Genomic DNA, 11,350 nt, shown 5'->3' on the forward strand with positions numbered 1-11,350 from the left:
CGTTCGACGACGGGCTGATAGCCGCTACCGCTGAGTCCCAACTGGCAGTCGGGGATGCTTCTCGAATCACCCGCGAGGATGAAAATAAGTCCTTGCGGTCGGGGGTATTTTCAGGACAGCCGCTGTCGCCCCTCCGGGGCTTGGGCATTCTTCGGATCGCACACCCGGGGCTTGCGCCCCGGGCTAGATGCCTCCGCCCCTCCGGGGCTCTGCTGTGCCGCCGGCGCCTGGCTTTCACCACGGGCTAGATGCCTGCGCTCCTCCGGGGCTCTGCTGTGCCGCCGGCGCCTGGCTTTCACCACGGGCTAGATGCCTGCGCCCCTCCGGGGCTCTGCTGTGCCGCCGGCGCCTGACTTTCACCACGGGCTGCTGTGCCCTCTCCGCGTCGATCGATACACTGAGACCCATGGAGCGCGAAGCGACTCGACCGGATCAGGACGGGGACCAGCGTAGGCACCAAATCGCAGCCGCGCTCGAGGCCATCGACAGCGACCCTTTGGCCTACGACCGACTGGTCGAGCTGCTCTATCCCGAGCTGCGCCGACTGGCGCGGCGGCAGCTGCGACGCTTGCGGCCGGGCGACACGCTCGACACGACCAGTCTGGTCAACGAGGCGTACCTGAAAATGGTCGGCGATGGGCGGTACGCCGACCTCTCGCATTTCCTTGCCGCCACGGCCACCGCGATGCGGCACATCCTGCTCAACGCGGCTGAGCGCCGGCTGGCAGAGAAGCGGGGAGCAGGTCGTGCGGCGATCACCCTCGAAGAGTGGATCGTGCCCGAGAGCCCGGGCCTCGCCCTCGAAGAGATCGTCGCCGTCGGCCGCGCGTTGGACGGTCTGGCGGACTTCGAACCGCGCTTGCGAGGGGTGGTCGAATGTCGCTTTTTCGCCGGCTACACCGAGGCGCAGACCGCCGAAGCCCTGAGCATTTCAGAACGAACGGTGCGCCGCGATTGGCGGCGCGCCCGCGCCTGGCTTCGCCGGGAGATGACCTGATGGCCGCGGACGCGGAGCGCCGCGCGCACCTGGACCGGCTGCTGGTCGAGCTGCTCGATTCGCCCGCCGCGGATCGCACGGCGCGCCTCGAGTCGGTCGATCCGGCCCTGCGAGCCGAGCTCGAATCTCTGCTCGCCGCCGCCCTCGACGAGGATTCGGTGCTGCGTCCGGGGGGCGCCCTGCGACCGGACTTGCTCCGGGAGGCCGCCGGCGAGCCCGATGGCGAGCACGGGGGTGAGCCCGACGCCAGCGGCCGTGTGGTGGGCGCCTATCGTTTGCTCGAGCCCATCGGCAGAGGAGGCATGGGTACGGTCTACCTGGCCGAGCGCGCCGACGGACGTTTCGAGCGGCGGGTGGCGGTGAAGCTGCTGCACCTCGGCGACGCGGTAGCCGACCGGCGGGGCTTCGAGCGCGAGCAGCAGATCTTGGCGGGTCTCGAGCATCCCGGCATCGCGCGCCTCTTCGACGGCGGCGTCGGACCGGACGGCGAGCCGTATTTCGTCATGGAGTTGGTGGATGGTGAGCCGATCGACGGCTACTGCGATGGCCACCGGCTCTCCGTGGCCAGGCGCATGGATTTGCTCATCGAGGTCTGTCGGGCAGTGGAGGCGGCCCATCGCCAGCTGATCGTGCATCGCGACCTCAAGCCGTCGAATCTGCTGGTCGATCGCGAAGGCCGACCGCGGCTGCTCGATTTCGGCATCGCCGGCACCCTGGACACGGAGGAGGCAAAGGGTGAGAGGGTCGCCGATGGCTCGGAGAGGTTGACGGCCGGCCGGCGACGCATGACGCCCCTCTACGCCAGCCCGGAGCAGCGGCGCGGAGAGCGCGTCGGCGTCGCCTCGGACATCTATCAGCTCGGCCTGCTGGTCGACGCTTTGATCGCCGGACGATCTCCTCAACAGCCGGCTCCTCGTCAGACTGAGACCCAGCCCCTGGATGCCCGGCCCGTCTCGCAGCGCCTGCGCCGGACGAAAATCGCCGTCAAGGACTTCGAAGCCGTGGTTGCCAAGGCCCTGGCGCCGGCGCCCCGGGATCGCTACGCCAGCGTGCGCGAGCTGCGCCAAGACCTCGAGCGCCTGCGCGACGGCCACCCGGTCGCGGCGCGCCCCGCGTCCCGGAGCTACCGGCTGCTTCGGCTCGTCGGAAGGCATCCCTGGACATCCGCCGCGACGGTCGGCGCCGCGGCTTTGCTGGTGGTGGTCGTCGCCACCTTCACCTGGCGGCTGGCCGAGGAGAGAAACGCCACGCGCGAGCAAGCCCGGCGCGCCGAGGAGACGCTTCGCTTCGTCACTGAGCTCTTCCGCAGGGCCGGTCCGGAGCGGGGCAGTGGTCCCGACACCACGGCTCGCGAGATGCTCGATCACGGCGTGCGCTCGATCCGCGGCCGCCTCGAGGATCGACCCCTGCTCAAGGCGAGGATCTTGAGCGAGATCGGCTCGATGTACGAAGTGCTGGGGCTGTGGGACGCGGCCGAAGAGCTGCTGCTCGAAGGGCTCGAGCTACGCACCGGTGCGGGCCGGCGCGACGGTGGTAAAGAGGGCGTGGAGAAGGATCTCGCCGACAGCTGGTTTCGCCTCGGCCGGCTGGACTCCGCCCGCGGAGACCTGGCGTCGGCGTCGTCGCGGCTCGAGAGGGCCCTCTCCTATTCGGCCCGCGCGCCCATCGCCGGCGCTCTGGGCACGGTGCGACGGCGGCAGGGGCGCCTGGACGAAGCCGGCGATCTGCACCGGCGTGCCCTCGCCCTCTACGAGGCCGCCGGCGATCGGCAGGGTGTGCTCGGCGAACAGGTGAATCTGGCCATAGTCCTGGCCCGGCAGGGTCGGCGGGCCGAAGCGCGCCGGTTGCTCGAGGAGTCGGCGGCCGGCCTCGAGCAATTGACCGGGCCCGAGCATGTGAGTCTCGGCGTGGCATTCGGCAGCCTCGCCGCTCTCGACGTGCGGGCGGGCGCGCCGGAGAAAGCGCTGCCGCTCTTCGAGCGCAGCCTCGCCATCCTGGAAGCCGCGTATGGTCGCGAGCACGCGCGAGTCGCCCAGGCCGCGATGAACCTGGGGAATGTCACTAGCCGGCTCGGTCGACATCGAGAGGCGAGGCTCTACATGCAGCGCGCGCTCGAGATCTACCGCGCCCTGGACCATCCGGATCGCGGCGCCGCGTTGATGAATCTCGGCGTGCTCGAAAAGAGGCTCGGGGAGCTCGAAGCGGCGGAAGATGCCTATGGCGAGGCCCTCGCCCTGCTGCGTCAGCGAGGCTCCGGCGGCCGCCGCGAGATCGCCCTCGCGCTCTACAACCTTGGCGAAGTGGTCGCCGCGCAGGGCCGTGTCGAGCCCGCGTTGGAGCTCCTGTTGGAGAGCCGAGATCTTTTCGTGGCCGAGCTCGGCCGCGATCACCTGCTGGTCTCCTACCCGCTGCTCGAGCTGGCCCGATTGCGTGCCGGCCAGGGCGATTCCGCGGCTGCTGAGGCCCTCTTCGAGCGGGCGGTGGCGATCCGCCGTGGCGCCGAAGGCGTCGATCCCGCAGTCGTCACCGAGGCGGCCCAGGCCTTGGAAGCGTTTCGCTCCGGAGACTCCTGAGCGGGTGTGATCGGGCACCGGAAGAGAAAAAATGGCCGGATTTTCCCGCCGATCCTGTTACTTCTATCGAGAGCATCAAACATCGATGGAGGTTTCCCCATGTGTCGTTTCAGCTTCAGTCAATCGACGGCCTCGGCGCTCGCAGCGCGGCTCGACTTTCACCACGGGCTGCTCGCCCTTCTCGTGCTTCTGCCTGCCTTTGGCGGCGCGCCGGTGGTGGCGGAGAACGTTTCGATTTCGCCCGCTGCCTTTCTCGCGGACGGGGTCTTCGTCAGGACCGACATGGCCGGCGCCGGCGGCTTTCGCACCTCGGCCGACAACGGCTGCGAGGTCGCGCCACTGCAACTGCCGCACGGGTCGATCTTGAATACGATGACCCTGTGGGTACGCGACGACTCGGACTCGGGCGACGTCGTGGCCACCGTCTGGGAGCGCAAGACCCATCTCGCGGGCCCGGCGGCCGCGGTGCTCGCGGGCGCTTCGAGCGGCTCGAATCCCGCGGTCCGCGCGGTCATCGCGACGCCGCCGTTCGGGCCGCACAGTGTCGATACGACGAATGAGACCTTCTACGTCGAAGTGTGTTACGAGGCTGCGGGACTCGAGCTCCACCACATCACCATCGACTACACCGGGCAGCCCGCGGGCGTCGACACGGCCAGCCCGTTCGTGGTACCCCCCGCGTCTTTCCGCTCGCTCTCCGGACGGCCGTCGATCTTCAACGCGCAGGAAGGCTACGTGCAGGCGAGCTCCCTGAACGGCGGCTTTCCCGACGACTGTTTTGTGGCTCCGGTGCAGTTACCCGAGGGAGTCGAGATTCAACAGCTGGTCGGCGAGCTCTACGACCAGAGTGCTGACCGCAACATCCGGCTGCAACTCCGCCGCAAGCGGCTGAATACCGGCCAGTCCAGCGAGCTGGTGGCCGAGGTGTCGACAATCGGTGCATCGACATCGATTCAGCGGCGCACGAGCACCGAGGTCCTGCGCCCGGTTTTCGACGACGCTTGGGAGTACTACTTGTACACCCCGCCGCCGTGCCCGGTGACGAATTCCGATCACCGCATCTATGCCGCCCGGGTCGTCCACGCGCAGACGGTGATCTTCGCCGACGGTTTCGAGAGCGGCGATACGTCGGCGTGGGGAGCCCCTCCCACTCCCGCCCGCGAGCGCCTGCTGCTGCCGGCGGCCGCCTTCGTGCCGGGCACGACCGGAAGCTTCTACACCGGGCACCCCATCGACGCCCATGGCCGTCTCGCTCTGGCCGCGGCCGGCTGCTCGTACGCGCCGGTCAGCCTGCCCGACGGTTCGAGTCTCGAGCTCATGACCGCCTTTCTCGACGACCAGGACGCCGCGCGCAACCTGACGATCCGCCTGTGGGAGAAGAACGACAATGCTCCCACCGCGACCCTGATCGGCGCCGCCTCCAGCTCGGGTGCGGGCGGGGAAATCGTAGCCTTCGACCTGCTTTCGGGCACCGTCGACACGGCGATGAACCACTACTACCTCGAGGCCTGCCTGCCCGCCGGCGCCTCCGCTTCCTCCTTCGGTGTCGACTCGGTGATCCTGGACTTCGAAGGCCCCGCCGGGTCCTGACGAGCGTCTCCGTGGAGCGTTGCTTCCGCGTTGGGGATGGGCAGGGGGCCCGGGATCTGCAGGTGCCCATCTGCAGGTGCCCACCTGAAGGCGAATTCGCTCTACGGATCTCGATCTGGTGAGTGTCCCCAGGGCGGGGGAGGCTCGGGCACGGTCACGCTCAAGTCGAAGTCGGCTTGGAAATGGCGTTCTGGACGTCGAAGGATGTAGGAGAAACGCTTGCCGGGCTCGATCTCTAGACTCCAAGTGTTAGCCACCGACGCGTTGAGGCCATTGGCGGTGAAGAGCTCTTTGGAGTACTCGTCGGCTGGAAAAAACTGGACGCCCTGGCTTCCCGCATCCGTCGTCCGACCCCCATAGAGGGTCACGGTATCCTCGCTGCCATCTTCATGCCGATGGTCGTGTTGCAGTTGGAGGCCGTTTTTGTGTCGCGTCAGTACCCAGGTACGCGACCGGTTCTCGCCGACATGGAAGGGGATTTCTATCCGATTCTCGGAACAACGTTGGACGTGCATGACCATCGTTTGGCCAGCGAGCTCCCTATCGACAGCATCGTCGGAGGTCATGGCTCCCTGATGGGCGTTGCCGCAAAGCGCTGTCAAATGGTTCCAGAAAAGGTCTTGAGGCGTCTCGGCCGAAGCTTCACTCGAGGAAATCTCTTCGGGCTCTGCCGCGGTGTCCGTTGGTTGCGACGATTTGGGTCCGCAAGCAGATAAGGCCAAGAGCAAGATCGAACAGGTGTAGACCGAGAAGAGATGCATGAAGACTCCTATTGCTGTGGTTGGAATTGAGGTGGCTTTATTGTCCCTCAACAGTGGCGAATCCCTCAGGAAACCAACCCACAAATGACTGCCTGCGGGTGAGATCGATGCAAGGGCAGAAATGAGGTCAGCTCGGTGTCTCAGAGATGGCGGCTGCCCGGCCATTCATCGACTCCTGAAGCTTGGAGCATTGGTCCGAGGCGCTCAGACGGTTCCGCGCGTTCTTTCTCTCCGACTTCCGCCTGCGGTGGGCGGCTCGGGGTCTTCGCGAGAGTCAGACTAGGACACGACCCTCGTCGCTACCGCTCCTGCACCGCTGGTATATTTCGGCTCATCTTCTAACGCTAATTGCCTTGGTTCTTCGCCAGGGCCAAGCCTTTTACTTTTCGAGGAGAGAGCCATGGTACGCATGCTCGTTCGTCATTCTGTCTTCGCCGCCGTCCTGCTCTGCTGGCTGGTAGTGAGCCCAGCAGCAGAAGCCCGAGAGATTGTTTCGGTGGATTTCCAGCGGATCGACAATCTGATCCGGCTGGAGGCGGTGGTGGAGGATGGGGATGCGCAGAATCGCTTCACCTTTCATCACGTGCGCCGGCTGGGGCCGACCTACGGTTCGGTGATTCTGCTTCCCGGCGGCAATGCCAACTTTGATTTCTACGAGATCCACCCCGATGGCTACGACGCTTCCTTCGTCGGCGTGCTCGCTGCCGCTGGCTACGACGTTTTCGGCTATTCGCCGCGCAGCCGCGGACTGCCGGCGACGGTGTGTCAGGACGGGACCTTCGATTGCTCGGTGATGGCGGATTGGGGCTTCGAGACCATCCTGCGGGATTTGGACTTTGTCCGCTTCTTCGCCCGCCTGGCCCACCCGCGGCAGAAGCCGGTGGTGGGAGGCTTCTCGCTCGGCGCCATCACCGCGCTGGCGGCCATCGACGCTCGGCCTCATGCGTATTCCGGCGCACTGATCTGGGAAGGGATGACCTACAGCGACAACTCGCAGGTGGTGGCCGCCAACCAGGCAACCTGTACTCAGATCGAGGCGCTGATCGCCGCTGGATCCTATGCCGATGCGGAGACCGGCCCCCTGCTCGAGACCGTGACCCAGCTCGCGGTCACCGTCCCCGACGATCCCAGTCCCTTCGAGCCGGCGCTCACCAACCGCCTCTTCTATCTGGCGCTGCTTACCACTCCCCAGCCGGCACCGCCGGCCTATGTTCCCGGCTATACCTTGGTGGCCGGTGATCTCTTCAGCGGCTTTACCTACGCTTCGGAGCCGCTCCTCCAAGCCGGGGTGGTCTCGTTCAACGACATCGAGGCCCGGGCGGTGGCTCGGGATCTGGCCTGCTCGCTGGCCGGTGATCGGACCTTCACCGGGAACCTGGGGAGCTTCCAGGCGCCGGTGCTGGCCATCGGCGCCGAGCACGGTTTTGGCTCCTACATGCAGGACGTGCTGGACGAGCTGGGCTCCAGCGAGGTGGAGTTCATTCTCACGCCGGACTACGCCCACGCGGATCAATACGCCTCGCCGGACCGACCGACCCTCATTGACCAGCCGCTGCTGGACTGGCTGAGCGAACTCTACTGACTGCTACAGCCCCAACAGGGGGTACCCACTTGTTGGTCTCGATCCTGGACTGGCTGAGCGAACTCTACTGACTGCTACAGCCCCAACAGGGGGTACCCACTTGTTGGTCTTGTTGGTTGGTCTGTCGACTTGCTAGTGAGCCTGGCCCTGGGAGTGCCTGCTTCCAGCAGGCTCTGGGTTCTGGTCAAGGGGTGGTACCCACTTGTTGGTAGTCTTGTTTTCAGTGCTTTCCAGGTGTGGTACCCACTTGTTGGTCCTCATTGTCGGCTATGTCTCCGTTCTCGGTGCTCGATGGGACTCCGGATCCCCTGACAGCGTGCGATCAGCTCGTCTGTAGGAGCGAGTCTCCGTCACATGGCGTGAAGAGCGAGAGCGCCGCGAGCCGACAGGGCCCCCATCTCTCGAATGGTGGGGGGCACCGTTCGGCCGGCCAGGCGCTCACGACGAACCGCGTCAAAGGCGGTCATGGAGCGTCCATCGAGTGGTCCGGGCGAGAATCCGCGAGGGCGCGAGACCGTAGGCCGCCCGGAAGGACCGCGAGAAGTGGGCGGAGTCGGCGAATTCCGCCGCGTGCGCGGCGCGGGTGAAGCTTTTCGCGGTCACCATCGAGCGAGCGGCAGCCGTGAACTTGTAGGCCCGCTGGACCTCGCCGATCGACGATCCGGTGTGCTCCTTGACGAGATGCGCCAACCGGGAGGCCGAGAGACCGACCGCCGAGGCCAGGGTTTTCGGAGAATCCCCGAGGCATCGACCTCGGGCGAGCTCGTGGGTCAGGCTTCGCACTCGAGCGTCGAGCGAGGTCGATCCGGACGCCCAGGTTCGGCGAATGGCGTCGTTCAACGGCCCGGGATCGAGCTCGGTGTTCCACTGCCGCAGGGCCAACCACCACTGCTCGCTCCACTCGGTGATCGCACCGCGCTCGTGCCCTCGTGCCGACGCGGCTAGGGAAGCGAAGCCGTCGTCGTGCGGCGGAATGTACATCGAGAGCATGTCGTGGCCGTCGAACCGCAGGCAGTGGGCCTGTCCCCCGGGCACGAGGAGCGCGCGGCAGGCATGGGTCCCGTCGCCGAGCTCGACCTCGAAGGGCCTCTCAGCCGCCAGCAATACGCAGTGGAAGGGGTGACGATGCCAATCCAGAAGGTTGGGGAGAACGCCACGAAACACCAGCCGCTTCGAGCCGATCCAGACCTTGGGCCGCTCTCCGGCAGCCGTCTCGTTCAAGCCAGACAATTCGAGGCTCGGTATGGTCGGAACATTGCAGACCGATCATGGAAGAGGAGGCGAGATGATGCAAGCGGTGGAACTGGCGCAATGGGCCTGCGGGGGGTTCTTCATGGTGGCGTTGCTGACGGGTGTCTGGAAGTACGCCCACATCCGACGGAGTGCCGAGGCCCGAGCCCCGGTTTACGTCGACATCGCCCACCGAGCGGCGTTCCTCTACTCGTTCTCGTGCCTCTTGCTGGCCTATTTCGCGGACCTCAGCCGTTGGCCGTCGTCCTGGAACACGATCGGAGTGGCCGCCGCCGTCTTGTTCTTCGCCACGGCCCAGTCGACCTACCTGATCCACGGGCTGCTGCGCGACACCGACAACCAGCTGGCCCGGCCCTACACCCTCGGCCGCTGGACAATGCCTTCCTGGCTGGTGCACGGTTACATGCTGCTGCTGATCGGCGGGGAGATCGGCGGGTTCCTCGTGGTCTTCACCGGGGCGATGATCGCTCCCCACTGAGAGCTTTGGGAAGAAGCTCCGCCCTAGGAGCCTGAGCCAACGGGTGGTACCCACTTGTTGGTGGCCATCACCCGGGCACGTAGTACGTCGGCGCCCCCGGCCCGACCGGAAGGCCCAGCACGAAGACCCAGAGGTAGAAGAGGCTGATCCAGCCGATCAAGAAGGCGATCGTATAGGGCAGCATGGTCGCCACCATGGTGCCGATACCCAGATCTTTCTTATATTGCGTGGCGACCGCTAGGATGAGGCCGAAGTAGCTCATCATCGGGGTGATGATGTTGGTGGAGGAATCGCCGATCCGGTAGGCCGCCTGGATGACCTCCGGGCTGAAGCCGACCGTCATCAGCATCGGCACGAAGATCGGCGCGGTCACCGCCCATTGGGCGCTCGCGGAGCCGAGCATGAGGTTGACGAAGCAGCACATCAGGATGAAGGGCAGGAAGACGGCCGCGTTGTCGAGGTTCAGGGCGACGAGGGTTTGGGCGCCGAGGACGGCGAGGATCTGCCCCAGGCCGGAGTAGTTGAAGAACGAGACGAACTGGGCGGCGAAGAACACCAGGACGATGTAGAGACCCATGCTGCGCATCGCACCGGCCATGGCGTCGATGACGTCGCGATCATTGCGCATCGAACCGACGACCCGGCCGTAGACGAATCCGGGAATCACGAAGAAGATCACGATCAGGGGCACGACGCTGCGCAGCAACGGGCGAAACGCCTCGGGACCGGTCGCCGCGAGATTCGGATTGCGCAGCACGCCCCAGCCTGGGAGCCAGTCCAAGAGCCCGGCCCCAAAGCTGGGGCCGGCAACGACGATGATCCCCATCGTCACCAGGACCGCGCTAAGGGCGGCGTAGAGCAGGCCCTTGCGCTCGGTGTCGGTCACCTCCTCCATGCTGTTGTCGGACTCCTCGAGGTCCTCCGAAGCTTCCGAAGGGTTGTACTCGCCGAGTCGCGGTTCGACGATCCGGCTGGTGACGAGCCAGCCGACCGCGGTGACCAGGAAGGTGCTGACCATCATGAAGTACCAGTTGACGGCCGGGTGCACTTCGTACGCCGGCGCGACGAGCTGGGCCGCCTCTTCGGTGATGCCGGCGAGCAAGGGATCGACGGTGCCGATGAGCAGATTGGCCGAATAGCCGCCCGAGACTCCGGCGAACGCCGCCGCCATGCCGGCCAACGGATGGCGGCCGAGGGAGTAGAAGATCGCCATCGCCAGGGGAATGAGCACAACGTACCCCATCTCGCTCGCCGTGTTGCTGATGACCCCGGCGAAGACGACGATCAAGGTGACCAGATTCTTGGGAGCGCCGAGTACGAGGGCACGGACGGCGGTGGTGAGCAGACCCGACTTTTCGGCCACGCCCACTCCGAGGAGTGCGACCAGCACGGTACCGAGGGGAACGAAGCCTGTGAAGTTGGTGACCAGATTCTGGCCGATCCAGCGGATGCCGTCCCCGGTCAGCAAGCTGCTGACCGAGAGGAGCTGCCCTCCGGAGCCGGGACGGGGATCTTCGACCTGGAGCCCCAAGCTCGCGGCGATCGCCGAGATCACGGCGACGCCCAGAGCGAAGAGCGCGAAGAGCGTGACGGGATGGGGCAGGAGGTTGCCGAGCCACTCGACGAAGGCGAGGAACCGCTGGAAGACCTGTCCGGGCGGCTTCTTGCCAGACCGGCTCTCGGCGGCCCGGGCCTTGGTGCATGGCTCGGCGGGGTTCTCGTTGGACTTCTCGGTGGACTGGGTTTCAGTAGTGCGGGGCCTTTTCATCGCGGCATGGTACCAGTGCCAGCCCGCCTCGGTTCAGGCAGTCCACCCCGGGATCTCCCGTTCCAGCTCCCAGGCCGCGAAGGTCCGGAGGGCACCCCATCGGATGAGCGGCTCCAACGGGTGGTACCCACTTGTTGATGGGCTTGTTTTCAGTGGTTTCCGCAGGTGGTACCCACTTGTTGATCGCTTTGTTTTCAGTGGTTTCCATAGGCGGTACCCACTTGTTGGTGGTGAGGGGGAAGAAAAAGAGAAGCTTCTTGGCGGGGTTCTAGAAGCCTTCGCATAGCTCCAGGGTGAAGAGACACCGATGCGGGAGCGCCGCTTCCGCTGGTCGAAATTCCAACCCTGGA

The 11,350-nt window shown here is 65.9% G+C and carries 8 protein-coding genes; 5 read left to right on the forward strand and 3 right to left on the reverse strand.

Annotated elements, in window-relative coordinates; genetic code table 11:
* Window positions 1-406: 406 nt before the first annotated feature.
* The 3 genes from SX243_04105 (at window position 407) to SX243_04115 (ending at window position 5,160) form a co-directional block, all read left to right on the forward strand.
* Window positions 407-997 (forward strand): ECF-type sigma factor, encoded by a 591-nt coding sequence (locus SX243_04105; GenBank protein ID MDY7092136.1) that lies wholly within the window; start codon window positions 407-409, stop codon window positions 995-997.
* Window positions 997-3,570 carry a serine/threonine-protein kinase gene (locus SX243_04110; protein MDY7092137.1) on the forward strand — a complete coding sequence of 858 codons (2,574 nt, stop codon included), beginning with the start codon at window positions 997-999 and terminating at the stop codon, window positions 3,568-3,570. Before SX243_04105 ends, SX243_04110 begins: the two co-directional genes overlap by 1 nt.
* Before the next feature lie 99 nt (window positions 3,571-3,669).
* A complete protein-coding gene (locus tag SX243_04115; GenBank protein ID MDY7092138.1) occupies window positions 3,670-5,160 on the forward strand; it encodes a hypothetical protein in 1,491 nt (496 codons plus the stop codon).
* 101 nt (window positions 5,161-5,261) lie between these two features.
* On the opposite strand, the gene SX243_04120 is transcribed toward SX243_04115, so the two are convergent.
* On the reverse strand, window positions 5,262-5,921 hold the full coding sequence (locus SX243_04120; GenBank protein MDY7092139.1) for a hypothetical protein: 660 nt from the start codon (window positions 5,919-5,921) through the stop codon (window positions 5,262-5,264).
* 400 nt (window positions 5,922-6,321) lie between these two features.
* Between SX243_04120 and SX243_04125 the strand changes: the two genes are divergently transcribed.
* Window positions 6,322-7,503 carry a hypothetical protein gene (locus SX243_04125; protein ID MDY7092140.1) on the forward strand — a complete coding sequence of 394 codons (1,182 nt, stop codon included), beginning with the start codon at window positions 6,322-6,324 and terminating at the stop codon, window positions 7,501-7,503.
* Between the two features lie 453 nt (window positions 7,504-7,956).
* Here SX243_04125 and SX243_04130 read toward each other — a convergent pair whose 3' ends face one another.
* Window positions 7,957-8,724, reverse strand: coding sequence for a helix-turn-helix transcriptional regulator (locus tag SX243_04130; GenBank protein MDY7092141.1), 768 nt, complete (start codon window positions 8,722-8,724; stop codon window positions 7,957-7,959).
* Between the two features lie 64 nt (window positions 8,725-8,788).
* Here SX243_04130 and SX243_04135 point away from each other — a divergent pair, with 64 nt between their 5' ends.
* Window positions 8,789-9,232 carry a hypothetical protein gene (locus SX243_04135; GenBank protein MDY7092142.1) on the forward strand — a complete coding sequence of 148 codons (444 nt, stop codon included), beginning with the start codon at window positions 8,789-8,791 and terminating at the stop codon, window positions 9,230-9,232.
* A gap of 67 nt (window positions 9,233-9,299) precedes the next feature.
* Here the strand turns inward: SX243_04135 and SX243_04140 are convergent, their stop codons facing one another.
* Window positions 9,300-11,000 carry an AbgT family transporter gene (locus SX243_04140; GenBank protein ID MDY7092143.1) on the reverse strand — a complete coding sequence of 567 codons (1,701 nt, stop codon included), beginning with the start codon at window positions 10,998-11,000 and terminating at the stop codon, window positions 9,300-9,302.
* Window positions 11,001-11,350: the final 350 nt, after the last annotated feature.

Source organism: Acidobacteriota bacterium (assembly GCA_034211275.1).
Lineage (GTDB): Bacteria > Acidobacteriota > Thermoanaerobaculia > Multivoradales > JAHZIX01 > JAGQSE01.

What these genes read in the sequence shown, in the direction of transcription:
- SX243_04105 (MDY7092136.1), top strand. Translation starts at nt 407, where the DNA reads ATGGAGCGCGAAGCGACTCGACCGGATCAGGACGGGGACCAGCGTAGG.
- SX243_04110 (MDY7092137.1), top strand. Translation starts at nt 997, where the DNA reads ATGGCCGCGGACGCGGAGCGCCGCGCGCACCTGGACCGGCTGCTGGTC.
- SX243_04115 (MDY7092138.1), top strand. Translation starts at nt 3,670, where the DNA reads ATGTGTCGTTTCAGCTTCAGTCAATCGACGGCCTCGGCGCTCGCAGCG.
- SX243_04120 (MDY7092139.1), bottom strand. Translation starts at nt 5,921, where the DNA reads ATGCATCTCTTCTCGGTCTACACCTGTTCGATCTTGCTCTTGGCCTTA.
- SX243_04125 (MDY7092140.1), top strand. Translation starts at nt 6,322, where the DNA reads ATGGTACGCATGCTCGTTCGTCATTCTGTCTTCGCCGCCGTCCTGCTC.
- SX243_04135 (MDY7092142.1), top strand. Translation starts at nt 8,789, where the DNA reads ATGATGCAAGCGGTGGAACTGGCGCAATGGGCCTGCGGGGGGTTCTTC.
- SX243_04140 (MDY7092143.1), bottom strand. Translation starts at nt 11,000, where the DNA reads ATGAAAAGGCCCCGCACTACTGAAACCCAGTCCACCGAGAAGTCCAAC.